The 23,196-nt window shown below is 52.9% G+C and carries 26 protein-coding genes; 10 read left to right on the top strand and 16 right to left on the bottom strand.

Annotated elements, in window-relative coordinates:
* The first annotated feature begins 16 nt into the window (after window positions 1-16).
* The 9 genes from IPJ96_11680 to IPJ96_11720 all read left to right on the top strand — a co-directional run bounded on the left by IPJ96_11680 (window position 17) and on the right by IPJ96_11720 (window position 8,099).
* A complete protein-coding gene (locus IPJ96_11680; protein ID MBK7910989.1) occupies window positions 17-604 on the top strand; it encodes a YceI family protein in 588 nt (195 codons plus the stop codon).
* A gap of 137 nt (window positions 605-741) precedes the next feature.
* Window positions 742-3,522, top strand: coding sequence for a histidine kinase (locus tag IPJ96_11685; protein ID MBK7910990.1), 2,781 nt, complete (start codon window positions 742-744; stop codon window positions 3,520-3,522).
* Window positions 3,519-4,286 carry a response regulator transcription factor gene (locus IPJ96_11690; protein MBK7910991.1) on the top strand — a complete coding sequence of 256 codons (768 nt, stop codon included), beginning with the start codon at window positions 3,519-3,521 and terminating at the stop codon, window positions 4,284-4,286. Before IPJ96_11685 ends, IPJ96_11690 begins: the two co-directional genes overlap by 4 nt.
* A gap of 267 nt (window positions 4,287-4,553) precedes the next feature.
* Window positions 4,554-5,240 carry a hypothetical protein gene (locus IPJ96_11695; protein MBK7910992.1) on the top strand — a complete coding sequence of 229 codons (687 nt, stop codon included), beginning with the start codon at window positions 4,554-4,556 and terminating at the stop codon, window positions 5,238-5,240.
* An 8-nt stretch (window positions 5,241-5,248) separates the two neighbouring features.
* Window positions 5,249-5,629 (top strand): hypothetical protein, encoded by a 381-nt coding sequence (locus IPJ96_11700; protein ID MBK7910993.1) that lies wholly within the window; start codon window positions 5,249-5,251, stop codon window positions 5,627-5,629.
* Between the two features lie 18 nt (window positions 5,630-5,647).
* Complete coding sequence (locus IPJ96_11705) at window positions 5,648-6,070, top strand: hypothetical protein (protein ID MBK7910994.1); 423 nt, start codon at window positions 5,648-5,650, stop codon at window positions 6,068-6,070.
* 60 nt (window positions 6,071-6,130) lie between these two features.
* A complete protein-coding gene (locus tag IPJ96_11710) occupies window positions 6,131-6,433 on the top strand; it encodes a hypothetical protein (GenBank protein ID MBK7910995.1) in 303 nt (100 codons plus the stop codon).
* 45 nt (window positions 6,434-6,478) lie between these two features.
* Complete coding sequence (locus IPJ96_11715) at window positions 6,479-7,045, top strand: YceI family protein (GenBank protein ID MBK7910996.1); 567 nt, start codon at window positions 6,479-6,481, stop codon at window positions 7,043-7,045.
* A gap of 157 nt (window positions 7,046-7,202) precedes the next feature.
* The gene (locus IPJ96_11720) at window positions 7,203-8,099 is read left to right on the top strand and encodes a hypothetical protein (protein ID MBK7910997.1); all 897 of its coding nucleotides are present in this window, start codon (window positions 7,203-7,205) and stop codon (window positions 8,097-8,099) included.
* On the opposite strand, the gene IPJ96_11725 is transcribed toward IPJ96_11720, so the two are convergent.
* Window positions 8,087-8,515, bottom strand: a complete 429-nt coding sequence (locus IPJ96_11725; GenBank protein MBK7910998.1) for a DoxX family membrane protein — start codon at window positions 8,513-8,515, stop codon at window positions 8,087-8,089. The two genes, IPJ96_11720 and IPJ96_11725, sit on opposite strands and share 13 nt — an antisense overlap.
* Window positions 8,516-8,596: 81 nt before the next feature.
* On the opposite strand from IPJ96_11725, the gene IPJ96_11730 reads away from it, so the two are divergent.
* Window positions 8,597-9,340, top strand: a complete 744-nt coding sequence (locus tag IPJ96_11730; protein ID MBK7910999.1) for a sulfite exporter TauE/SafE family protein — start codon at window positions 8,597-8,599, stop codon at window positions 9,338-9,340.
* Here the strand turns inward: IPJ96_11730 and IPJ96_11735 are convergent.
* The 15 genes from IPJ96_11735 to hppD all read right to left on the bottom strand — a co-directional run bounded on the left by IPJ96_11735 (window position 9,314) and on the right by hppD (window position 23,191).
* Window positions 9,314-10,012, bottom strand: a complete 699-nt coding sequence (locus IPJ96_11735; protein MBK7911000.1) for a sulfite exporter TauE/SafE family protein — start codon at window positions 10,010-10,012, stop codon at window positions 9,314-9,316. The genes IPJ96_11730 and IPJ96_11735 overlap by 27 nt on opposite strands.
* 2 nt (window positions 10,013-10,014) lie before the next feature.
* Window positions 10,015-10,458, bottom strand: coding sequence for a FixH family protein (locus IPJ96_11740; GenBank protein MBK7911001.1), 444 nt, complete (start codon window positions 10,456-10,458; stop codon window positions 10,015-10,017).
* 4 nt (window positions 10,459-10,462) lie between these two features.
* Window positions 10,463-11,875 (bottom strand): cytochrome c oxidase accessory protein CcoG, encoded by a 1,413-nt coding sequence (gene ccoG / locus IPJ96_11745; GenBank protein MBK7911002.1) that lies wholly within the window; start codon window positions 11,873-11,875, stop codon window positions 10,463-10,465.
* A 13-nt stretch (window positions 11,876-11,888) separates the two neighbouring features.
* Window positions 11,889-12,866 (bottom strand): c-type cytochrome, encoded by a 978-nt coding sequence (locus IPJ96_11750; protein ID MBK7911003.1) that lies wholly within the window; start codon window positions 12,864-12,866, stop codon window positions 11,889-11,891.
* Window positions 12,867-12,881: 15 nt separating this feature from the next.
* A complete protein-coding gene (locus tag IPJ96_11755; protein ID MBK7911004.1) occupies window positions 12,882-13,070 on the bottom strand; it encodes a cbb3-type cytochrome c oxidase subunit 3 in 189 nt (62 codons plus the stop codon).
* A 6-nt stretch (window positions 13,071-13,076) separates the two neighbouring features.
* Window positions 13,077-15,197, bottom strand: a complete 2,121-nt coding sequence (gene ccoN, locus IPJ96_11760) for a cytochrome-c oxidase, cbb3-type subunit I (protein ID MBK7911005.1) — start codon at window positions 15,195-15,197, stop codon at window positions 13,077-13,079.
* Complete coding sequence (ccoS, locus tag IPJ96_11765; GenBank protein MBK7911006.1) at window positions 15,194-15,370, bottom strand: cbb3-type cytochrome oxidase assembly protein CcoS; 177 nt, start codon at window positions 15,368-15,370, stop codon at window positions 15,194-15,196. Before ccoS ends, ccoN begins: the two co-directional genes overlap by 4 nt.
* Window positions 15,371-15,545: 175 nt before the next feature.
* Window positions 15,546-17,948: a heavy metal translocating P-type ATPase metal-binding domain-containing protein gene (locus IPJ96_11770; GenBank protein MBK7911007.1), complete on the bottom strand. Its 2,403-nt coding sequence runs from the start codon at window positions 17,946-17,948 to the stop codon at window positions 15,546-15,548.
* A 28-nt stretch (window positions 17,949-17,976) separates the two neighbouring features.
* A complete protein-coding gene (locus IPJ96_11775) occupies window positions 17,977-18,432 on the bottom strand; it encodes an OsmC family protein (GenBank protein ID MBK7911008.1) in 456 nt (151 codons plus the stop codon).
* 84 nt (window positions 18,433-18,516) lie between these two features.
* The gene (gene hemN / locus IPJ96_11780; GenBank protein ID MBK7911009.1) at window positions 18,517-19,872 is read right to left on the bottom strand and encodes an oxygen-independent coproporphyrinogen III oxidase; all 1,356 of its coding nucleotides are present in this window, start codon (window positions 19,870-19,872) and stop codon (window positions 18,517-18,519) included.
* 2 nt (window positions 19,873-19,874) lie between these two features.
* Complete coding sequence (locus tag IPJ96_11785) at window positions 19,875-20,324, bottom strand: 6-carboxytetrahydropterin synthase (protein ID MBK7911010.1); 450 nt, start codon at window positions 20,322-20,324, stop codon at window positions 19,875-19,877.
* A 105-nt stretch (window positions 20,325-20,429) separates the two neighbouring features.
* Window positions 20,430-20,618 carry a hypothetical protein gene (locus tag IPJ96_11790; GenBank protein MBK7911011.1) on the bottom strand — a complete coding sequence of 63 codons (189 nt, stop codon included), beginning with the start codon at window positions 20,616-20,618 and terminating at the stop codon, window positions 20,430-20,432.
* A 73-nt stretch (window positions 20,619-20,691) separates the two neighbouring features.
* Complete coding sequence (locus IPJ96_11795; protein ID MBK7911012.1) at window positions 20,692-21,171, bottom strand: hypothetical protein; 480 nt, start codon at window positions 21,169-21,171, stop codon at window positions 20,692-20,694.
* A gap of 88 nt (window positions 21,172-21,259) precedes the next feature.
* Window positions 21,260-21,997, bottom strand: a complete 738-nt coding sequence (locus IPJ96_11800) for a Crp/Fnr family transcriptional regulator (protein MBK7911013.1) — start codon at window positions 21,995-21,997, stop codon at window positions 21,260-21,262.
* A 63-nt stretch (window positions 21,998-22,060) separates the two neighbouring features.
* Window positions 22,061-23,191 (bottom strand): 4-hydroxyphenylpyruvate dioxygenase, encoded by a 1,131-nt coding sequence (gene hppD / locus IPJ96_11805; GenBank protein MBK7911014.1) that lies wholly within the window; start codon window positions 23,189-23,191, stop codon window positions 22,061-22,063.
* Window positions 23,192-23,196: the final 5 nt, after the last annotated feature.

A 23,196-nucleotide genomic window follows, 5' to 3' on the forward strand; every position in this document is an offset into this window, starting at 1 on the left:
ACTAACTTCCGTTCCCATGAACGCGACCTGCCGACGGCTGCAACCCCCGACCTTATTGGGCCTATTGCTGCTGCTGAGCTTGACACTTCAGGCTGCCGGGCAGGGATCCAACTACTATTATACCAGTAAGGGATCGATCAGTTTCCGCTCCGACGCCCCGCAGGAAATCATCGGGGCGGAATCCGACCATTTACAAGGGCTTATCAGCCCCGACAAGAATTCATTCGTTTTCCGTGTTCTGATCAGAACCTTCAGCGGATTCAATTCGGCGCTTCAGCAGGAGCATTTCAACGAAAAATACCTGGAGTCAGAAAAATTTCCGGAAGCAATTTTCACGGGTAAGATCATCGAAGACATCGACCTCGCTACCGATGGAACGTATGCCGTTCGCGCGAAAGGGAAATTGAAAATCCACGGTGTGGAGCAGGAACGTATCATCCGGGCGAAGATCGAAATCCGTAACGGCGTGTTGCACCTGGTTTCCCAATTTACCGTCTTGTTGGCCGATCATTCGATCAAAGTACCCAAGGTGGTTCACGAAAAGATCGCGTCCGAGATCAACATCACCGTGCGTGCAGAACTGACGATCAAGGCAATGAAATGATTCTGCGCGAAAGAATTCACATTCAGCTTCTGTTAGTTACAGCCATCCTGGTTTGCAGTCTTGCGGGGTGGGCACAATCGCCGCTCTTCCGGCAATACGAGTTACGCGAAAGCAGGTTGAAACCCCGTATTCTCTGCATGGCGAATGACCGACAGGGTTTACTCTGGTTGGGTACGGAAGACGGCTTATTCTATTTCAACGGGCTTGAATTCAAGCGCCCCTATCTGGCCGACAGTGTGAAAAATCTGTCCGTGACCGCTCTTGCACAGGATCGTCAGGGACACATGTGGGCGGGGACGGATAAGGGAATCATCCTTCGACTGCATCACTATCAGCAAGAAGCCTTTGTCCCGGAAGAGGGATTTCCCAAAGTCGCCATCAGTGGAATCGTGGAGGAACGCGATGGAACCCTTTTCTTCTCGACACACGGAGAAGGGATCTATTATTGGAACGGGAAGAGACTGTACAATGTGGATACCGATGATGGCCTCAGTGACAATTACTGGTACTCGCTGGTACTCGGACCTGGAAACGGTGTGATCGCCGGGACGGATAATGGAATTTCCCATGTCACGGTACGTGACAGCACGAAGAAAATAAACGTAATCGGCCGCGCCGAAGGCCTTACCGATGATATCGTCAGAGTCATTTGTCCGGTCAAGGGCGGATACTGGATCGGTTTTCAGGAGGGAGGTGTCCTGTTCCTCGACCTTCGCCTGAAAACTTTATCACGAACTACAGGGTATCCCGCCGGCATACCGAGCCAGGTCAATTCGCTCTGCGCATTGGGAGAAGAGTTGTGGGTTGGCACCGAAACCGCCGGTATACAGCGACTACCTTTCAAAGGAATCGGTTCGACAGGAGATCCGACCACGCTGGAATCAACCGGTTCATGGCGAGTAACCGGAATGCTCCGGGATCCTGCAGGTAACGTCTGGATCGCCAGCGGGAACAAGTTGATACGCTGTACCGGTGAGAATTTGCGGGTGTTGAACCAGGCCGGCAAACATGCCCTGCACCACATCCATTGTATCCTGAATACTTCGGACGGCAGGATATGGTTCAGCCCGGATCAGCAACTGTATTCCATTCATCCGTTGGGAAACGATCTGCAGCTGCATCGTTATGAGATTACCAGTCCGGAACGGCTAACCGACATCGTCACGCTTTATGAAGATCCTTCAGCCGGTATATGGGCCGGAACACTTGGCGAAGGCGTCTTCCGACTCGATCCCGGAAGCGGAAAGGTCCGGCAGGTAACCGAAATCCCTGAATTGCAGAATGCCAGTATCCTCTCCATCACGGGAAGAGGCGAAGACCTTTGGGTCACCGGATTCGGCGGTGTGAACCATTTGAAACTGGCTTTTCACGATGGGAAAGTGGAGTACGCATCCGTTCCGGAACCAGCGCTCGAAATCCTGACCGGGATTTATATCTACAGCAGTCACCTCGATCGTCAGGGTGCCTTATGGCTCGGCAGCGATGAACACGGATTGTACCGATATGCGAACGGGAGCCTCAAGCAGTACACACAGGCAGCGGGTCTTCCCGGCAATAGCGTTTTGGGAATATGTGAAGACGCTGCCGGCGTCCTCTGGGTCAATTGCATCGATGGCGGAGTAGCGGCCCTACGCCAGGATAGTTTGCATGCATATGGTATATCGGACGGTCTTACCGACCTAAGCCTAAGTGCCATCTTAGCCCTTCCCGACACATCGCTGCTTGTTGTACATGCCAACGGGCTGGATCGCTTCGATCCCGCGACCGGCACCTTCTCCCCCTTCCGGCCAGACGAATTAATGAACGATCTGAATCCTGACCCCAATACGCTTTGTCTTGATCAGGCGGGGAATGTATGGCTGGGCACGGAAAAGGGACTGTTGGTCCTTGAACCACCGAACCCGGGCGACCGACCGTTCCCTCCCACCGCGCTGGAACACATCATACAATATCCCGATCCGGTCAACTTTTGGGAGCGGCGACGATTTGCCTATGATGAAAACAATTTTCGCTTTGAGTTTTCCGGCATCTGGTATGCCGATCCCGGGAGAGTCCAATATGCCATACAGCTCGAAGGATTGAGTGACAAATGGCAATTCAGCCATGAACCGGCAGCCTGGTTCAGCAATCTTGCACCGGGCAGCTATACGTTCCGAGTCCGGACATCGCTGAACAATCGCTTCCTGCGTTCGCCGGAATACATTTATCACTTCGTGGTCGAACCTCCGTTCTGGAAGACCTGGTGGTTCCGCATCCTGCTGGCCACCGGAATTGTCGGGGGCATCTGGTGGTTCGTCCAGCGTCGCGAACGGCAATTGCGGGAGATCGAACGCTATGAAAAGGAACGTATCATGTTCCAACTCGAGACCCTGCGCAGCCAGGTCAACCCGCACTTTCTTTTTAACAGCTTCAACACCCTGTTGAACCTGATTGAAAAAGATCCGAAGAAAGCGGCCGAATACACGGAGCAACTGTCTGATTTTTTCCGTGACATTATTTCCAACCGCGACCTGCCGCAAGTCAGGCTGGAAGATGAATTGAAATTGTTGTCGAATTATATCGCGATCCAGAAGAAACGATACGGTGATAATCTGAATGTCCGTATCGAGGTGGAACCGGAGCATGCCAGGGCCTTTCTTATTCCACCCATGACCCTGCAACTGCTTGCCGAAAACGCTATCAAGCACAATGTCGTTTCGCGTGATCTGCCGTTGAACATTACGATAGCATTGGCAGGAAATTCACTTTGTGTAACCAACAACCTGCAGCCACGTCTCCAACACGAGCCTTCCACCGGCCTGGGCCTGGAAAACATCAAACGGCGATTCAGTCTCATGATCGAAGAGCCCGTACGGATAGAGCAGACTGCGCATGAATTTCGTGTATGTTTGCCCCTGCAACGCATCAACCCGTCATGAACATCCTGATCATTGAAGACGAAGACCCGGCAGCCGAGCGGTTGGAAGGCTTGCTGTCGGAAGCTGCCGCCAGTGCGAAAATCCTTGCGCGTCTGGACAGCGTGGCGGCGGCCGTGAACTGGTTAAGCGCGCATCCGGCACCGGACCTGATCTTTCTTGACATTCAACTCGCCGACGGTCTCAGCTTTGAGATATTCCGTCAGACCGAGGTGAACGCTCCAGTCATCTTCACGACCGCCTACGATCAATACGCGCTTGACGCGTTTCGCGTGAATAGTATCGACTATCTGCTCAAACCGGTTAAGCGGGAAGAACTGACGCGCGCCCTGGAAAAGTTCAACAAGACCCAGGCGGCTGTCATGCTCCCGGATTTGAATCAGCTGATTCGGCAATTACAACCGAACGCGCCCGTCCGGGAATTCAAAAGGAGGTTCCTCATCCGATTCGGCGATAAGATCAAAGCGATCGATGTGGACCAGGTCATGTATTTTTATACGGAAGACAAGATCAATTACCTCCGGACGCGCGATAATCAAACCTACCCGGTTGACCAGAATCTTGACCGGCTGGAAGAATTGCTCGACCCCAAGCGTTTTTTCCGTATCAACCGGCAGTTCATCGTCAGCATAGAATCGATCGATCAGATGTACGCTTTTTCAAAAAGTCGGGTAAAAATCACACTCCGCCCGCCTTCGGAAGGCGACACGATCGTGAGTACCGAGCGCTCACCCTTATTTAAAGAATGGCTGGCGGGGGAATCTTGAATAAAGGATGAAATTCCAGCATTTCACCTCTTTTTCGCCTCTTTTTCAAGTAGCCGCCAGAATTGCACCCCATCTTTGGAATCTCTGCGCCATTGTCTATCCCATCCAATACCGGTTCAAAGCCTGATAATTCCCGTTCGGCAAGCTTGATTTCAAGCCCCTGCAGTGCCGACCGTAGTTTTACGGCAAGATTGAATCGGAATGGCTTCGATGAGAAAAAATAATCTGCTAGATATCTTGATCGCGGGGACGGCAATTCTGCTGACGATGATGTTATTGATGACATCCTGTAAGCACGAAGCCGAGGTTGTGCCGAAGAACAGTGACGACGGCAACAACAGCGGTGGCGGCAACAATGGCAGTGGTAGCGACTGCGACCCGAATACCGTCTACTTTCAAAACACGATCCTTCCCTTGTTACAAGGGAATTGCGCGAGCAGCAACTGTCACGACGCAAACGATCCGGAAGACGGCGTGCAACTCACCGATTATACCAACATCCTGGCAACCGCCGAGGTTCAGCCCGGCGACCCTTCCGACAGTAAGTTGTTCGAAGTATTGATCGATAGCGATCCTGATGACCGTATGCCACCAGCAGGTCAACCGCAACTTTCCCAGGCGCAAATCGACCTGGTCTATACCTGGATCGCGCAGGGAGCCCAGAATAATGTTTGCAACAGCGCCAACTGCGACACTTCGGCTGTGACGTATACCAATACTATCGCTCCGCTGATGCAGAACAAGTGTGTCGGATGTCATAGCGGTTCGAACCCCGGCGGCAATGTGCTGTTGACCAGCTATGCCACGGTTGTCGCGGCCGGACAGTCGGGACAGTTACTCGGCTCAGTCGAGCGGGTGGCTCCATACAGTCCGATGCCCAAAGGCGGAAACGCGTTGCCCGCATGTGAAATCGCGAGTATTCGGACCTGGGTCCGGGAAGGGTATGCGCAATGAAACCGGCCTTGAAAGACCTCCAAAAGGCTCGAATGCGTGCGTCTGCCGTAGCCTTGTTCAGTGTGATGAGCTTCAACGGTTGCTATTACGATATTGAGGAAGAATTATATCCCGGGAGTTCAGCTTGCGACACCTCCAATGTGAGTTATTCTTCGAATGTTGAACCGATCATCCGACGTTCGTGTTATTCCTGTCATGGTACCGGTATCGGCCTGGGCGGGATCACCCTGGAAGGCGCAACCAATCTCAAGACCTATGCCGATAACGGCCGACTGATGGGTTCCATCGAACACCGCTCCGGCTATAGTGCCATGCCGCAAAGCGCACCAAAACTATCTGACTGCGAAATCCGGACGATCCAGGCGTGGATCAGTGCCGGTCAACCATAATACTTAATGAGAACGAAAATGAAAAAGCTTCTGATCATCGGTGGATTGTTGGGCGTATTGACGGCCGGAGGAATCGGCGTGTATCTCTTCAACAAACCTCACCAGAGCATCAAGACGGTTGATGCAGAGTTTCAATCAACCGCGACGGAACTCGTAACACAGTTTCAGGACAACGAGGAAGCCGCCAACAAACAGTACCTGGGTAAAGTCATCGAAGTGAACGGCGTTGTCGGTGATATCGCCACCGACGAAAAAGGAGTACTGAATATCACCCTGCAGGGCGGCGACCTTTCCGGCGTGACTTGTCAGTTCGAAAAAGCGAATCAGGAGAGCGCGCTTACGCTTAAGAAAGGCCAGTCCGTATCCATCAAAGGGATCTGCACCGGGATCCTCATGGATGTAGTCCTGGTCGATTGTGTCGTTTCCTCCAACCCCAGCTAAGCCATGAAGAGTCTCGATCAACCCGTTGAGTTCCGATCTGTAGCATTTCGTGAAATGTCAATGCCTGTTCTCCGCATCAGTCCGTCCGGCAAGATCCTGTACGCGAATAAGGCCGCGACCGGTCTGCTGAAGGAATGGAATTGCATGGCCAGCGAAAAGCTCCCGGATCAGCTGACCTCCGAGTATCCGCTGTTACTGAACCTGTGGTCGGATGAGGAATTGGCTATCCCCGTTTCAGGCGGAACTTGTCGTTGCGCCGTGATCGGGTTTCCCGACGCCGACTACATTGGCATCTACGTTCACCACCTGACAGCCTACACGGATCCAACCGCCGTTGACGAACGCATCATGGCCAGTGTCTGATCTGGCACCATTCGTGCATTAACAATCAAAACCCAATAAAATCCAATGAAAACATCCATCCTGATCGCGTTTCTGGCTTTCCTGACTGCAGGCGTAAGCGCCCAGAACCGCTACTTTACCAAAACCGGCAAGATTTACTTTGACGCTACCACCCCAAGTAGCCCGGAAAAAATCGAAGCCACCAACGAAAAAGCAACCAGTGTGATCGATGCCGGTTCCGGCGCGATGGAATTCGCGGTCCTGTTGAAAGCGTTTGCGTTCGAGCGCGCGTTGATGCAGGAGCACTTCAACGAAAACTATGTGGAGTCGGATAAATATCCCAAGTCCACATTCAAAGGAAGCGTTACCAACATCAAAGAGGTCAACCTTTCCAAAGACGGTAGCTACCCGGTAAAACTGAAAGGCCAGATGACGCTTCACGGCGTAACAAAAGAAGTCGAAGCCGACGGCTCGTTGACGGTTAAAGGTGGCGCGATCGTCAGCGGTAAATCCAACTTCAAGATCCTGTTCAGCGATTTCAATATTGTCATCCCGAACCTGGTCAAAGACAAAGTCGCCAAAGAAGCAACGATCAAAGTGGATGTGAATTACGAGCCACTAAAGGCTTCTTAAAGAATACGGTTTCCTCCCCACCACGGCCCTGTAAGGCCAGTCACAACCGGCAGCATCATCGATCTGCCGCTCGTTCCAACAAATTCCGATCTGGTACCTCACGGGCCGGTGAACCAACAACTCACCGGCCCGTGTTGTATCCTATTGCCGCTGCACCATGAAAAAAAACTACTCTCTCCTGCTATTGGGTCTCCTGCTGACCACCTTAACGGTACGTGCCCAGGACGACATGTTGTCGCTGTTGGGCAATGACGCGCCCGTTCGCGAACCTGTAAAGAACGCCTTCAAATCCAGCCGGGTGATCAATGGGCATTCGATGGAAATGATTGCCGGTGGCGTACTGGATTTCCGCATCCTGCACCGCTTCGGTCGTGTCAACCAGGGAGTCAAAGAACTCTTCGGGCTCGATCAGGCCAGCATGCGCATGGGCTTTGACTACGGCATCACGGATCATTTGACCGCAGGCGTAGGCCGCAGCACGTTTAAAAAAGAGCTCGATGGTTTTCTGAAGTTCCGCCTGCTGCAGCAATCCACCGGCAAGGGAGCGTTTCCATTTTCCATCATCCTGCTATCGGGCATGACCCTTGATGGTAGCGAGTGGACACAACCGGAGCGAAACAACTACTTCACATCCAGACTGGCCTATTATCATCAAGTCATCCTTGGTAGAAAATTCAACGACGTCTTCAGTCTGCAGCTAACGCCGACACTACTTCACCGAAATCTCGTGCCTACCACCGAAGCCCCGAGTGATCTGTACGCGCTGGGCGTGGGTACACGTGTGAAATTGAACAAGCGCATTGCGCTGACAGCCGATTACTCTTACAACTTCAATCCCGGGCCTTCACCAGCTTATCGCAATCCACTCTCGATCGGATTCGATATCGAAACCGGTGGCCATGTATTTCAATTGCATTTTTCCAATACACGCGGAATGAACGAGCGGGCTTACCTGGCCGATACCGAAGGAAAATGGGGAAAAGGCGACATCATGTTCGGCTTCAACCTGTCGCGGGTCTTTACACTCGACAGCCGGGGTCGTCAAGGCAAATAGGCTTCGAGCAGGAGGTCCAGGCTCCAGCGATCCGCGGCCCACGGCATCAGCAAGAGCGCGGTAACGAACACCATCCGGGGAAAGAAATACTGCATATCCCACATCGCCTTGAAGTTCGAAAAGGCGATGGCAACGAACAGCAGGTTGAGTGACAGACAGGTTAAAGCGAATCCGCGGAACAAGCCGAAGAACAACAAGGCACCGCAGATGAATTCCACCCATGAACTGATGGTAATGAAAAAGCGAAAGAGGTTGGTGGGCAGGATATCCTTCCTATTGGCATCGGTGAAGGCCGTAGCCACGCCCGGTACCCCGATATTGAAGAGCTTATCATATCCCTGAAAGAAGAATAAAGCGCCTGCTACTCCCCGGAGCAACAGGAAGGCCATCGCGATCTGCACTTCTGGTGTAAACATGTTCCCGACTTTTCTCAAATTTACGAAATTGCCGGCAATCGGGCGGTCATCGAATGATCGTTCACCAACCTCACCACCGGGATGTTCAACCTGATCGCATTCTTGCTGCTCGCCTTCCTGTCGGAAATTGTCGGAACCATTGGCGGTTTCGGATCGTCCGTCTTTTTCGTTCCAATCGCCCAGTTTTTGTTCGACTTTCAGACGGTCCTGATGTTGACAGCCATTCTGCACGATTTCAGCAATACCGCAAAGCTCTTCTTGTTTTACCGGCACTTGGACTTCCGGCTATTGCTGCTCTACGGCATTCCCAGCACGGTATTCGTCATTCTTGGCGCCTGGTTGAGCAAGGATCTTTACCTCCAATATCTGGAATTGATCCTGGGCGTGTTTCTGCTGCTGTTCGGGAGTTTTGTCATGATGTACCCGAGCTTCCGGTTGTCACAAGACCGGGTCAGCGCGGTCACGGGCGGATCGGTTGCCGGATTCCTCGCGGGATTGATCGGGACCGGTGGCGCCATTCGTGGTATGAGCCTGGCCGCCTTCGATCTGGAGAAGTCCACTTTCATCGCCACATCCGCAGGCATCGACTTCTTTGTCGACCTCAGCCGCACTATCGTCTACTGGCAAAACGGTTTTTACCGATCGGAATTCAGTTGGTACATTCCCCTCTTGATCCTGATCGCCTTTGCAGGCTCTTATGCGGGGAAACGACTGTTGGGGAAAATAGCTCAGCCCACTTTTCGCAAGATCGTACTCAGTCTGCTGATCCTGATCGGCATTACCATGATCGTAAAAACCCTAACGGGTAATGGACTGGCTGTATGAAGCCTTGTGGTTCCGGCAACAATCCTTGGGGTTGGTCGTCAGTCCCCGGATGATCAGGAGCACGCCTATCACTACGGCGATAACCGGCGTCAATTGGCGAACCGCCTTTTGAAACCGGAAGCCGAAAAAACTGCCGGCAACCGTCATGGCAAACATGGCCGGTACCGTACCCAATCCGAACAGGAACATATAAGTCGCACTGGACACGACATCTCCCGTCGCGACCGCGGCTGCAACGGCCAGGTACACCATCCCACACGGTAACAATCCATTTACCAAGCCGATGGCAAAGAGACGTGTGCCGGAATGCGAAGAAAAAAGTTTCCGGAAACCGGAACGAATGACGCCGGTCCATTTTGCCGAGGAGGCTGAAAGCCGTTCCAGGTAGCGCGCGATCACCGGTACCGCTACCGCGAGCAGGATCAACAGTCCGGAAGCGATCGACAAGTAACGTTGAAATCCCGCCATCGCGATGGTATGCCCGATCAGTCCTGCCAGTACCCCGAGGAACGTATAGGTAACGACCCTCCCACTGTTGTACATCAATCGTCCGAAGAGGAACCGCCAGCTCGCCTTGTCCTGTAATGGAAGGCTGAGCGCGATCGGTCCGCACATGCCAACACAATGCAGGCTGCCGACAAAACCGACGATGAGTGCGGAATACAGGAACATCTTCAGTTGATGAGGACTTTCTCCTGCTGATAGAAAGGCTTACCCGCGTGATTCCACTGTACCTGGACGTTCCACCAGCCCTGCTTGACTTTCTCCGTTGCGATCCGCTGCTCGTTGGCTGATCCGGAGTTCACCGGAACGGTAAAATCAAGTTTCGCATTGTCCGGACGAAAGAAGCGCACCTCGCCGGTCATTTGTCCTGATTGATGGTCTTCCGGGTAACGGATCACGACTTCACCCGGCCCGGCTACCACGGTAAGCTTACCCGAGAGCGCGAGGGTGTTTTTCTCCTGATCGATCTGCTCCTGATACTTGAGCTCCTTTTCATAGTACTTATCCGTCACCAGGTCGACCTGCTGTTGAGAGCATTGGTAGACCAGGTTGAGAATGAACGCGACGAACAAACCGGCCGCGACGACAATTCCGAATCCCCAGTTGAAGCGCATGTTGCTATTGTTTAGTATTGGGTCCCATGAAATTCGTTTCCACACGATCGATCTCCTTACCCGCAGACTTAACGCTGATCACGACCGGCGTTTTGATCTGGTGGATCTGGTTCCGATCCAGGACAATAAAGAAAACACCTTCCGCCAATGAATCCTGCCGGACCATGTTCAGTTCCTGGCCCACATACCTGATCTCACCGGCTGGCGATACCAAGTCGACATCCAACGGAAGATCGTTAAACGTCTTGTTGACGATCTGAATGTTGTAGAGGTTGGAGATCGTACCGTCAGTTAGCTGCTGGTACATCTGTCCAGGTGTCCGCAGCACGGTCGTTTCCACATCGGAGCGGAGCACCAGCAAGGTGATCAGCGTGGTCAGCAGCACCAACAAGACCGCGATGTAGCCGATGATCCTGGCCGTAAACCGGAATCGCTCCTTGTTGGCGATATTGTTCTCACTGGCCCAGCGGATAAGTCCTTTCGGAAATCCCACATGGTCCATGATGTTGTCACACGCATCGATGCAGGCTGTACAGTTCACACACTCCAGCTGAGTACCGTTCCGGATATCGATACCCGTCGGGCAGACATTCACGCACTGGTGGCAGTCGATGCAATCGCCCAACTTCCTATCCTCGCCTTTATGGATATTACCACGCGGTTCTCCGCGCTGGTAGTCGTAGGCGATGACCATCGAATTACGGTCAAGCAAAACTCCCTGTAACCGGCCGTAGGGACAAACAACGATACAGGCCTGCTCCCGGAAGCGGGTATAGACAAGGAAGAAGACAAACGTGAATACCACCAGCCCGATGAAGCCCACCATGTGGGCGAAAGGGCCGTCCACTGCCAGTAACTTCAACTGGTCGATGCCGATGATATAGGCCAGGAAAGTATTCGCAATGACGAAGGAGATCAGGAAGAAGGCTATGTACTTACCTGTCTTCTTCAGCATCTTGTCCGGCGTCCAGGGCGCTTTGTCGAGGGCCTTTTGCTGGGTGTAATCGCCCTCAATCCAGTATTCGATCTTCCGGAAGACCATTTCCATGAAGATGGTTTGTGGGCAGGCCCATCCGCACCATACGCGACCGAAGATGACCGTGAACAGGATGATGAAGACGACGAACGTCAGCATCGCCAGCACGAAGAGGAAGAAATCCTGCGGCCAGAATGGAATACCGAAGAGAATGAACTTCCGCTCGATGATATTGAATAACATCAGCGGATGTCCGTTCACCTTGATGAACGGTGTACCAAAGAGGAAGGTCAGCAGGATGATGCTGACCCAAGTCCTCTTATTATAAAGGGGACCTTTCGGTTTCTGGGGATAGATCCAGGCCCGATTCCCTTCTTTACTAATGGTCGAGACGCTGTCTCTGAATGAACCCGGATCGCCCGGTCGAGCTTGAGATGCCATGATTACTGTTCACTTACTTCGCCGCCACTGCTGGCGCAGCCGCAGAGTCGGCCGGAACTGCCGCCGCCGAATCGGAAGGCGCCGCCCCTGCTTCAATCCATTTATCGCCCTGCGGTTCTTTCGCTCCGGGCGGATTGGTTCCATGTAAGGTAATGATGAAACTGCCTACTTCCTGAATCTGCTTGGGTGAGAGCTGGCTCTTCCAACTGATCATACCTTTAGCCGGTACCCCCTCCGTAACCGTGCGGAAAATATTCTTGATGCCTCCACCATGGATCCAGAAATCGTCGGTGAGGTTCGGACCAACCGTACCCTGCCCCTTATCGCCATGACAAGCGACGCAATTCTTCGTATAAACTTCAAGTCCCGACGCAATTGCCCCCGCCTCGGTCAAAGCAACGACGTTGGCTTCCGTCACAAAGTCAGCGCTGGCTTTCATGCGCGCTTCCTTTGCCTGCTCGGCTTCCTTCATGGCGTCCTGGTACTCGGCCAACTGAAGTTTTCCGGTGCCGCTGACGTGGTAACTCACGAGGTACACCAAGGCGAACACGATGGTGAAGTAAAATCCCCATTTCCACCAGGGCGGCAATTGGTTGTCCAATTCCTGGATGCCGTCATAATTATGATGTAACATGACATCCTCTTCCTTCTCGACCGGGACGGAAGCGGTGAGCGACTGCATCAGTTTACTCCAGGCCGTGTCCTTGCGACGATATTCCGTGGCGGCCGTGCTTGCGGCAGCCGGCAGGCCGGACTTTTCCTGAATGGTCCTGCTGAGCGAGTTTACCGCTTGAGACAGGGCGATGATCACAATGACAAGAATGAACGCGACCAACAGCCAGATGTAAAAGGATGGCTCTAGGAAGGCCTGTGGAACCTGTGCCGGAGTTTTCTGTGCGGCAGCATCTCCGGCGGCTTGCGCACCGGCGGTGACCGTCAGCAGGCTCAGCAAACCTGTAACGAGTAACCGGATCTTATAGATGGTGTTCATATGCGGGATGGTTGTTTACGGTTGTGTGGTATCGTTGGTGATGGAATCGTGCAGCGGCATTTCGCCGAGTTCCTGCATTTCTTTGTTATCGGCTTTCCAGAAGAGCCAGAAGGTCAGCCCGACAAAGAAGGCGAAGAATACGATCAGCAGGAACAGCGGATAGCTGTCGATGCCTTCGATTCCTTTGAAATAGTTCTTGAACATGACGGATCAGCGTGAAGCGGTTTCAGAAGCTTTGATATCCTTACCAAGGCGTTGCATGTAAGCGATCAAGGCGATCACTTCTTTTCCAGGATCCACTTCGATGCCGTTTTTCTTGAGGTCGGCGGCGATCATATCGGATTGCTTTTTCAGATCCGCGCCGGCCTGGTCGGCATATCCTTCCGGATACGGTACACCCAGACTCTGCATGGTTTTGATCTTCGCGGCCGTATTGGCGGTGCTGAGATCGTTTTCGATCAGGAACATGTAGGACGGCATGATCGAACCGGGCGACATCGTGGACGGATCCATGAAGTGGTTAAAGTGCCAGGAGTTCGGATAGCGACCGCCTTCGCGTGCCAGATCCGGTCCCGTACGTTTGGAGCCCCACTGGAACGGGTGGTCGTAGACGAATTCACCCGATTTGGAGTATTCACCGTAGCGTTCGGTTTCGGAACGGAACGGGCGGATCATCTGGGAGTGGCAGGTGTAGCAACCTTCGCGGATGTAGATGTCGCGGCCTTCCAGTTCGAGCGGCGTATACGGCTTGACTGAAGCTATGGTCGGGATATTCGATTTGATGGTCAGCATCGGGATGATCTCGACCAGTCCACCGATCAGGATCATCACCAGGCTGAGCAACAGCATTTGAACCGGGCGACGTTCGATCCAACGGTGCCAGTGACCCTTGTCCTCCGGAGCGACTTTCTCCAATGCTGGTGCTTCCGCATCTTCATTGGCGACAAAGCTGCCTGCACCCATGGTTTTAACAAGGTTGTAAACCATGACGAACGATCCGATGATGTAGAGCGTACCACCCACCACACGCAGTTTGTACATCGGCAGGATCTGTACTACGGTTTCGAGGAAGTTCGGGTATTTCAATACGCCGTCCGGAGTGAACTGCTTCCACATCAGCGATTGCGTAAAGCCTGCCCAGTAAAGCGGAATCGCATAGAAGAGGATGCCGAGGGTGGCCATCCAGAAGTGGAAATTGGCCAGTTTGCGTGAATGCAGGTTGGTCCGATAGAGTCTTGGGATCAACCAGTACAGGATGCCGAAGGTCAACATCCCGTTCCAGCCGAGCGCGCCGATGTGCACGTGTGCAATGGTCCAGTCGGTATAGTGCGAGATCGCGTTGACGTTCTTCGTCGACAACATCGGTCCTTCGAAAGTGGACATACCATACGCGGTAACGGCCACGACCATGAACTTCAGGATCGGATTCTCGCGAACACGGTCCCAGGCGCCACGGAGGGTCAGCAAGCCGTTGATCATACCGCCCCAAGACGGAGCAATCAGCATTACGGAGAAGACTACGCCGAGCGACTGCGCCCAATCCGGAAGTGAGGTATACAACAAGTGGTGCGGACCAGCCCAGATATAGAGGAAGATCAACGCCCAGAAGTGGATGATGGAAAGTTTGTACGAGTACACCGGACGCTCAGCAGCTTTCGGCATGAAGTAGTACATCAGGCCCAGGTACGGAGTGGTCAGGAAGAACGCGACCGCGTTGTGGCCGTACCACCATTGCACCAAGGCATCCTGAACTCCGGCGAAAACGGAATAACTCTTGAGGAAGTTAACCGGAAGCGCGAGCGAATTCACGATGTGCAACACCGCAACGGTCACCACGGTGGCGATATAGAACCAGATTGCCACATAGAGATGTCGCTCCCGGCGCTTGATGATCGTTCCGAACATGTTGATCGCAAAAACGACCCAAACGAGCGCGATCATGATGTCGATGGGCCATTCCAGCTCGGCATACTCCTTACTCGTCGTGATACCCAACGGAAGTGTAACAGCGGCGGCGACGATGATCAATTGCCAGCCCCAGAAGTGGATGCGGCTCAAGGCATCGCTGAACATGCGTGCCTTCAGCAGGCGCTGCAAAGAATAATAGACCCCCATGAAAATTCCGTTGCCGACGAAGGCGAAAATCACCGCGTTCGTGTGCAGCGGGCGAAGGCGTCCGAAATTAAAGTAGGGCGCAAGGTTGAACTTGTTGCTGGTCATTTCCAGCGCCACCCAAAGGCCGACCAGGAATCCGACTAAGCCCCAGACAATGGTGGCAATCGCGAAGTCCCGGACGATCTTGTTGTCGTAACGGAATTTTTCTGTGATCATAAATCTTCGGTTGATGTGGATTGTTGTTTTTGGGGCTCGTCTTCGAAAAGCATCCTGACGGATGGGGTGTATTCATCTTCATACTGGCCGTCCCTTACGCTCCAGATGAACGCCACGAGAAATCCGATGGCCAGCAGGAGACTGAAGATGATCAGGAGGAAGATGACACTCACGTGACGGAAACTTTTGCGTAAAAATATCCCTGACAGGCAGGCCTGAAGATGATTCTAATCAGCCTAAAATATGATTTCTGTCAGACGCTTCATTTAGTCCTATATAACTAATCTTCAATTACTTATCAACAATGCGGGCAAAGCATCGCATTTTCGCCCACCTCAGCAATTCCCATTATTTCCGGGCCGCCAGGTTGGACATTCCCGTGGTGAAACTGATGATGGTGACGGACGAGATCGGCATCAGGATGGCCGCGATGACCGGGGACAGGTTTCCCTGGACGGCGAACCACAAACCCACGGCGTTATAAGCCAGTGCGATCAGAAAACTACCCAGAATGATCCGACGGCTTGCCTTGGCTGTACGCAGGATCGAGCCCAGTCGATTGAAGCGGGAACCATCGAGAATACCGTCGCAGGCGGGTGAGAAATTGTTGATGTCGTCCGTGATCGATACCCCGACATCGCTTTGTTTCAAGGCACCGGCATCGTTCAACCCGTCGCCGATCATCAGGACGTTTCGTCCTTCCTGCTGTAAAGCCTGGATCGCGTTGAGTTTGTCGGCCGGTGATTGACGGAAACGGATCTCCGCATCGGCTCCGAACAATTGACGCAGGCGCACGGCCTCTCCAGGGTGATCACCGGTCAGTACCAGCCTGCGGAAGTTGTGTTTATTCAAGTAGTTCAATACATCTTCCAGTCCTTCCCGATACGCATTTCGGATAAAAAACCTTCCGAGGACTTTTCCATCGATATTGCAATACACCGACGACTCCGTTTCCTCCGTCTTGACCGCCTCCAGTCCGCAGAACGATGGAGCACCAAGCAGGATATTCTTTCCGGTGACAATTCCTGAAAGGCCACTTCCCGGAACCTCCCGGTACTCCTGCACCGGTAATCGATTCGATTCAGGCAAGAATCGGTAGACTTGTCGGCTCAGCGGATGTGCGGACTGCATGACGAGCGACCGGATAGCCTGTAGTTGCACGTCATCCAGACTTGTCCCCTCCCATCCCGTTTCCGCCTGATCGCGTTGCGTGATCGTGCCGGTCTTGTCGAAGACGACCGTATCCACCCGTGCGAGCTTCTCGATGACCGAATAGTTCTTCAAATAAAACTTATTCCGGCCGAACACCCGTAGGATGTTTCCGAGCGTGAAGGGCGAGGAGATGGCGAGCGCGCACGGACAAGCGATGATAAGCACCGCAGTGAAGGCAGCCCAGCCTCGATTGAAATCGCCCGTCATCATCCAATAGCCGAGCGAAACAAGCGCCACCGCCAATATGAAGATGGTGAAATAATGGCTGATCCGATTGACCAGTAACTGAAAACCGGAATCCTCATGTTTGCTGAGGTACGCGTCGTTGTTCCACAACTGCGTCAGGTAGCTTTGCGAAACCGGCTTGATCACTTCCACTTCAATCGCGGCGCCTTGTTGCTTACCGCCGGCGTAGATCCACTCCCCTGCTCGGCGCGTAACCGGAACGGCTTCACCGGTGACAAAGCTGTAGTCAATGCTCGCATCACCCTTCAGTAAGATGCTGTCGGCCGGAATCAATTCTTCGTTCCGTACGATCATCCGATCGCCGACCTGCAGTGAGGAGACCGGAATGGAAGTTTCCTTGTCATTCTTCCGGACCATGACCGCGATCGGGAAGAACGATTTGTAGTCGCGTTCGAAGGAAAGTGTCGCGTACGTCTTATTCTGAAAAGCGCGACCAATCAGCATGAAGAAGACCAGGCCGGCCATCGTATCCAGATATCCGGGACCGATGCCCGTCAGGATCTCCTCCAGGCTTCGAATGAACATGATGAGAATACCGAGCGCGATCGGCACGTCGATGTTCAGGAATCTCTGGTGGAGACTTTGCCAAGCCGCCTTAAAGAACGGAAAACTGCAGTAGAAAAATACCGGAAGGGAAAGTCCGAAGTTGATGTAACTGAAGATACCCTTGAAACCCGGCTCGATGTAATCGCTTAGTGAGAAATACTCGGGAAACGAGAAGAGCATGATGTTTCCGAACGCGAATCCCGCTACGCCGATCCGGTACGCCATAGAGCGGTCCAGCTTGACTTTCCGTTCCTTCTCCAGGTCATTCAATTGGATCAAGGGTTCGTAGCCGATGGTCGCGAGCATTTCGACCAGACCCCGCAGGCTCAGTTCCTTCTCCCGGAAACTGATGCTGACTTCCCGTTTCAAAAAGTTGACGCGTGAACGGACGACCGCCTGATTGATCCGGTAAAGGTGCTCCAACAGCCAGATGCAACTGCTGCAGTGCATCTGGGGAATGTAGAACGTTACCGAAGTCTGGGAATCGTCGCAGAACTGAATGAGTTTCTGCCGCACCTGGGCATCGTCCAGGTAGGCAAAACGCTCGTCGCGCGCCTGCTTGGGAGAAACGCCTGGTTTATCATTGAATTGGTAATAGGTGCAAAGATTGTTCTCCTGAAGAATCTCGTACACCAATTTGCAACCGTCGCAACAGAAGGTCTTGCTGTCGAAGGTGAGTGTTGTTTCACGGCATTCGTCGCCGCAATGGTAACACAAGACCCGGGAGTCGGTCAGTGTTTCTTTCATTCTAACAACCGGCCTTAGCGACCGCGTTTCAATTATAACGAATTTGCGGCTCTACTATCACTTCGCCCTTTACGGAATTGCTGACAATGCAGTAGCGCTTCGCTTTGGAAAGCAGGTTGTCGATTACATGCGGATCGGGGGTATTCGGGAATTCGATCTCCGGATAGATCCGGTAAGCCTTTGCCCAAAATCCGCCACCCGACACTTTTTCAATCTCTACCTCTCCCCTTACCCGGATATCCTTCAGTTCAACCCTTAACAACTGCGCGAAGTAGTTGAACGTGGTGAGGTAACACGAAGAGATCGATGCAACCAGCAGATGTTCCGGCGACCAAACCGTATCGGTACCGTTGAACTCCGGAGGAGCAGCGAACAATACCGGCATACGATTTCCCGTGCGGATCACCCCGCTTTGACTGATCTTATCCCACTGCAACGCTACATCGAATGTGTGGGAAGTGGCTTTTACAGCTTCGGTGGCCATGACAATTAATTTTATGTAAAAATGCCACTAAATGCCGCTTCCGCTGAATGACGCGGGTCAAGACCGGTACTGACAAAGGTCAGGTCAGACGGTCATGCTGAACAGGCTGGTCTCCGGTTGCTTCCGCCAGAGCCGGGCATCGAAGGCCATGCAAATGTTGCGAACGAAGGCGCGACCTGCTGGAGTGACTTCAACGGAAGCCGGAGTGAGACGAACCAATCCGTCCTGCTCCATTTCCGACAATTCTTCCGGGATGCGATCCAGCCAGTCCACCCGGCTTCCAGGTTCGTTCCAGGCCGTCCTCATATTACACATCAGGTTCAGGATGTGCCGGCGAAGGATCCGGTCCTCGTCGTTCAGCAGGTGGCCCCGGAATACCGGCAGGCGGCCCGCCCTCACCATTTCTAAATACGCTTCTACGGTTTTTACATTCTGGGCGAACGCCGTCCAGCAATCGGAAATGCTGCTGACGCCGAGTCCGATCATGATCCGGGAAGTCGTGGTGGTATAACCCATGAAATTCCGGTGGAGCCTTCCGTTCTTCTCTGCCTGAAATAAAGCGTCACTGCGAAGAGCGAAATGATCCATGCCGATCTCTTCGTATCCGGACGATTCCAGCATGGATCGCCCGAGTTCGTACAATCTTCTTTTGGCTTCGCCTTCCGGCAGGTCGGCTTCGGTGAAGCGCCGTTGCCCTGGCTTCAGCCAGGGTACGTGAGCGTAACTGTAGAAGGCGATGCGATCCGGCAGGAGCCGTTGAACAACGCCCAGCGTCTGCCGGATGCTGTCTTCCGTTTGATACGGTAGGCCGTAAACAAGATCATAGTTGATCGACGTATAACCGATCTCGCGCGACCAGCTGGTCACGGCTTCTACTTGTTCGACCGATTGAAAACGGTGGATGATATCCTGGACTTTGGGGTCGAAGTCCTGGATGCCGTAACTCACGCGCCGGAAGCCGAGGTCATAGAGAGTCTGCAAGTGCTCCCGGGTGGTATTGGCCGGGTGCCCCTCGAATCCAAACTCATGATCGTCGGCTATGGCACAGCCATCGAGCAACCCGAGAATAAGACGCCGCAGTTGAGCCGGATCGAAGAAGGTAGGCGTCCCGCCTCCTAGATGAATCTCTTTGATCAACGGCCGATCGCCGATCCGCTTTCTGTACATCGACCATTCCTGCAAGACCGCGTCGATATATGGACCTTCCACCCGATGATCGACGGTGATACGCGTATTACAACCGCAATAGGTACAGAGGCTTTCGCAATAAGGAAGGTGAACATAAAGACTGATGCCTTCTGCCGCGTGCGCATGTGCCTGAAGACTCAACTCCTCGGCCCATTGGTCTTGTTCCATCGCGCCCTCCCAATACGGAACAGTTGGGTAGCTCGTATAGCGTGGACCCGGAACATTGTACTTCACATATAAACGATGGTCCATGATTACCGGGGCTGATCCGTTTCGTTCCATTCCGCGAAGGCGTTCGCAGTTTCGTGCAATCGCATGCTTACCATACGGACCGAGTTCGGCAACTTCGCGGCGATCCGCTCGCGAAAATCCAATAAAAGGTTCTCGCAGGTCGGTTGATAATCGACATAGATGATCTTTTCGAAATTGTCCCTCATCCTATCCAGGTCCTTGTGCGGAGATTGTCCGTTCAACACCAGGGCGTGATCGAACTGGTTGACTACGGCTTCGTTGACGATTTTTTTCAGGTCTCCAAAATCCATCAACATTCCGTCTTTCGGATGTCCTGATTCCTGCAGCGCCTTCCCCAGCACCGTCACTTCCAGGCGATAGGAATGGCCGTGAATATTCTTACATGGACCATCATACCCATACAGGGCATGCGCCATTTCGAAGGGGAATTTTCGGGTCAGACGTACGAACATATTGCTTGCAAATTAGAATAAAAGAACACGCCGGAAAGATGATGAGCGTCATCTTTCCGGCGCATTGCACCACTAAACTCACAGAACATTACACTGATCTGACGATCAGTCCTTGTCGTCTTTCTCCTTCTCCTCCTCCTGCTCACCAGCCTGTCCGGCTTTTTCGGTGGCAGCATTTACGGAGTCGGTGGCAACAGCCGCTTCCGTGGCCGGAGCAGCGGCGGATTGAACAGTATCAGCCGGTTGATTTCCGGTTTGCTCGTTGGTACCGGTCGAACAGGACGAAACCAACATTGCCAAACAGCACGTTACGACGGGGATCAATAGTCTTTTCATGGCTATAATATTGAATTGCTTCATGCGATATTTAATCATCATCCTGTTCACCGGCAACATTTGCCGGGGCGGCGGAACTGATTTCGGAGTGACGGATCTTACCGCCCAACCAGCCAGTTCTGGCCAATGAAACGGACGACATGACGGCTAACAAATAAACCAGCACCAGGAGGCGACGACCTTTACCGGCCGGGCCGATGCCCAAAAACAAGGTTATCGCCGAGACAATTCCGGTTACGCCGATCACCCAGATAGCGGCTTCGCCCGCCTCCTCGTGCTCATGAATGGCCGACTCCGTTACGCCCGGCAGGTGTTCTACCGCTTCCTCAGCAGGTTCTCCCGTTAGAAAAACGGGAACGGCTACGATCGCCGAGAATACCAGTCCGAACAGTGCCGACTTCCGCAGAACAACCTGACCAAAAACAGATCCCGCTAACAGCAGAATGAAAGAGAAGATTGCTCCGAGAATGGCAACGTGATTGAGGAGTAAATGGATGTGGGTCTGATTCATGGCTGATGTTTGTTCAAAAGTATCCCAACGACTGACCGATCACTCATGAGCAATGTCACCCGAATGGGTTAACAGAAAGTTAATCCGTTCAAGCCAAGCCTGCCAATTGCATCAGGGCGCTCAGGTTGATCAGGTCGATCTGTTTTCCGTTCGTGTCGATCATACCTTTGTTCTTCAAGTCCGTCAGGACTTTGCTGACCTGTTCCTTGGTTGTCCCCGCAAGGTTACCAATATCCTGTCGGGAAAGTTCGAGGCAGAGCGTGCGTTGCTTCCCTTCCGCTCCGTAAGCTTCATAAATGGTCACGAGTGCATCAGCCACCTTTTCCTGTACCGTCATGGTTGCCAGTTTGAGGCTGCGCATTTCGGTCTTGTGCAGTTCGGCACGGTAAAATCGCAACAACTCAAAAGCAAGCTTTGCATCGGAATTCAGTAATTCAACAAAGGCATCGTGGTTGACATGACACAGCATGGTGTCCTCCATCGCCGTAGCGGACACTTCATTCTCGGGTCGCTCGGTATTGACACTCAGCCCGACGATATCACCTGGTTTAGCGAAGCGAATGATCACTTCCTGACCACGAACATCCGTCTTGAACAATTTCACCTTACCTTGCAGCAGGAAATAAACGCCCCGGGCCGGGTTACCTTCCAATAAGATCCGTTGTCCCTTGAAGAATCCGACTACTTTCTTGAGTTTATCGATCTTCTCAAGACAATCCTGCGTACAATGGCGCAAGACCGAACAGTCCAGTACCGGACAGTTATGACAACTGAGTTCGTAGAAAGGTTCTACAAGCTGTTTCTTATTCGCGGCAGAGGGTTGCATGTCCCAATATACAATAAAATGGGCGGCAGTGAAAGTAACCGGATCCGCCCATCTGATTATCCGTTATAGGGTTCCTCTCCTTGCCTGCTCCGCTTCGATCGATTCGAAGAGTGCCTGGAAATTACCTTTACCAAAAGATTTCGCCCCTACACGTTGGATGATCTCGAAGAAAAGCGTCGGGCGATCCTCAACCGGTTTGGTGAAAATCTGGAGCAAATAACCCTCTTCATCCCGATCGGCCATGATACCCAATCCTTTCAACACCTCGAGATCTTCCTTGATTTTTCCCACCCGTTCCGGAACGGTATCGTAATAAGAGCCCGGCACATAGAGGAACTCCACCCCACGCTTGCGCAATTCGGATACGGTGAAGATGATGTCATCCGTAGCGACCGCGATATGCTGGCAACCGGCACCTTCGTAGAAATCGAGGTACTCTTCCACCTGCGATTTCTTCCTACCGGTCGCCGGTTCGTTGATCGGGAACTTGATACGGCCGTTACCATTCGACATCACCTTACTCATCAACGCGGTGTACTCGGTACTGATATCCTTATCGTCGAAGGTGATCAGGTTCTTGAAACCCAGCACATCTTCGTAAAACTTCGCCCAGCGGTTCATCTGTCCCATCTCCACATTGCCTACACAATGGTCGACGTACTCCAAGCCGATCGGCGTAGGGTTGTATTCACTTTCCCATTTTTCGTAACCCGGCAGGAAGACGCCTTGGTAGTTCTTGCGTTCCACGAAAATATGCAGGGTCTCTCCGTAAGTATGAATACCGGATCGGGTCACATTACCGAACGCATCCGACTCGGTGGTGGGTTCCATATAGGGTTGCGCACCACGGCGAACCGTTTCGTTGAAGGCATAGGTCGCGTCATCGACCCAGAAGGCGATGACCTTCACACCATCGCCGTGCTGCCGAATGTGATCAGCGATCGGTGTGGCTGAACTCATGGGAGTCGTCAGCACCAGGGTGATCTTACCTTGGCGCAAGACGTAGGACGCCCGATCCCGGACATCCGTTTCGAGCCCCGCGTACGCCAGCGATTGGAATCCGAAAGCGGTTTTATAAAAGTGGGCGGCCTGTTTGGCATTTCCCACATACAATTCGATATAATCCGTTCCGTGAATCGGCAGAAAATCGCCTTCGGTTTTCAGTTCAGGACCTTGTTGGATCAGCGTTTCCATGGTGA

It is taken from the genome of Bacteroidota bacterium (assembly GCA_016713765.1).
Lineage (GTDB): Bacteria > Bacteroidota > Bacteroidia > AKYH767-A > 2013-40CM-41-45 > Pollutiaquabacter > Pollutiaquabacter aromativorans.

What these genes read in the sequence shown, in the direction of transcription:
- IPJ96_11795 (MBK7911012.1), bottom strand. Translation starts at nt 21,171, where the DNA reads ATGAATCAGACCCACATCCATTTACTCCTCAATCACGTTGCCATTCTC.
- IPJ96_11695 (MBK7910992.1), top strand. Translation starts at nt 4,554, where the DNA reads ATGATGTTATTGATGACATCCTGTAAGCACGAAGCCGAGGTTGTGCCG.
- IPJ96_11790 (MBK7911011.1), bottom strand. Translation starts at nt 20,618, where the DNA reads ATGTTGGTTTCGTCCTGTTCGACCGGTACCAACGAGCAAACCGGAAAT.
- IPJ96_11690 (MBK7910991.1), top strand. Translation starts at nt 3,519, where the DNA reads ATGAACATCCTGATCATTGAAGACGAAGACCCGGCAGCCGAGCGGTTG.
- IPJ96_11710 (MBK7910995.1), top strand. Translation starts at nt 6,131, where the DNA reads ATGCCTGTTCTCCGCATCAGTCCGTCCGGCAAGATCCTGTACGCGAAT.
- IPJ96_11730 (MBK7910999.1), top strand. Translation starts at nt 8,597, where the DNA reads ATGTTCAACCTGATCGCATTCTTGCTGCTCGCCTTCCTGTCGGAAATT.
- IPJ96_11735 (MBK7911000.1), bottom strand. Translation starts at nt 10,012, where the DNA reads ATGTTCCTGTATTCCGCACTCATCGTCGGTTTTGTCGGCAGCCTGCAT.
- ccoG (MBK7911002.1), bottom strand. Translation starts at nt 11,875, where the DNA reads ATGGCATCTCAAGCTCGACCGGGCGATCCGGGTTCATTCAGAGACAGC.
- IPJ96_11725 (MBK7910998.1), bottom strand. Translation starts at nt 8,515, where the DNA reads ATGTTTACACCAGAAGTGCAGATCGCGATGGCCTTCCTGTTGCTCCGG.
- IPJ96_11750 (MBK7911003.1), bottom strand. Translation starts at nt 12,866, where the DNA reads ATGAACACCATCTATAAGATCCGGTTACTCGTTACAGGTTTGCTGAGC.
- IPJ96_11705 (MBK7910994.1), top strand. Translation starts at nt 5,648, where the DNA reads ATGAAAAAGCTTCTGATCATCGGTGGATTGTTGGGCGTATTGACGGCC.
- IPJ96_11680 (MBK7910989.1), top strand. Translation starts at nt 17, where the DNA reads ATGAACGCGACCTGCCGACGGCTGCAACCCCCGACCTTATTGGGCCTA.
- IPJ96_11775 (MBK7911008.1), bottom strand. Translation starts at nt 18,432, where the DNA reads ATGGCCACCGAAGCTGTAAAAGCCACTTCCCACACATTCGATGTAGCG.
- IPJ96_11740 (MBK7911001.1), bottom strand. Translation starts at nt 10,458, where the DNA reads ATGCGCTTCAACTGGGGATTCGGAATTGTCGTCGCGGCCGGTTTGTTC.
- ccoN (MBK7911005.1), bottom strand. Translation starts at nt 15,197, where the DNA reads ATGATCACAGAAAAATTCCGTTACGACAACAAGATCGTCCGGGACTTC.
- IPJ96_11785 (MBK7911010.1), bottom strand. Translation starts at nt 20,324, where the DNA reads ATGTTCGTACGTCTGACCCGAAAATTCCCCTTCGAAATGGCGCATGCC.
- IPJ96_11755 (MBK7911004.1), bottom strand. Translation starts at nt 13,070, where the DNA reads ATGTTCAAGAACTATTTCAAAGGAATCGAAGGCATCGACAGCTATCCG.
- IPJ96_11685 (MBK7910990.1), top strand. Translation starts at nt 742, where the DNA reads ATGGCGAATGACCGACAGGGTTTACTCTGGTTGGGTACGGAAGACGGC.
- IPJ96_11720 (MBK7910997.1), top strand. Translation starts at nt 7,203, where the DNA reads ATGAAAAAAAACTACTCTCTCCTGCTATTGGGTCTCCTGCTGACCACC.
- hppD (MBK7911014.1), bottom strand. Translation starts at nt 23,191, where the DNA reads ATGGAAACGCTGATCCAACAAGGTCCTGAACTGAAAACCGAAGGCGAT.
- IPJ96_11800 (MBK7911013.1), bottom strand. Translation starts at nt 21,997, where the DNA reads ATGCAACCCTCTGCCGCGAATAAGAAACAGCTTGTAGAACCTTTCTAC.
- hemN (MBK7911009.1), bottom strand. Translation starts at nt 19,872, where the DNA reads ATGGACCATCGTTTATATGTGAAGTACAATGTTCCGGGTCCACGCTAT.
- IPJ96_11770 (MBK7911007.1), bottom strand. Translation starts at nt 17,948, where the DNA reads ATGAAAGAAACACTGACCGACTCCCGGGTCTTGTGTTACCATTGCGGC.
- IPJ96_11715 (MBK7910996.1), top strand. Translation starts at nt 6,479, where the DNA reads ATGAAAACATCCATCCTGATCGCGTTTCTGGCTTTCCTGACTGCAGGC.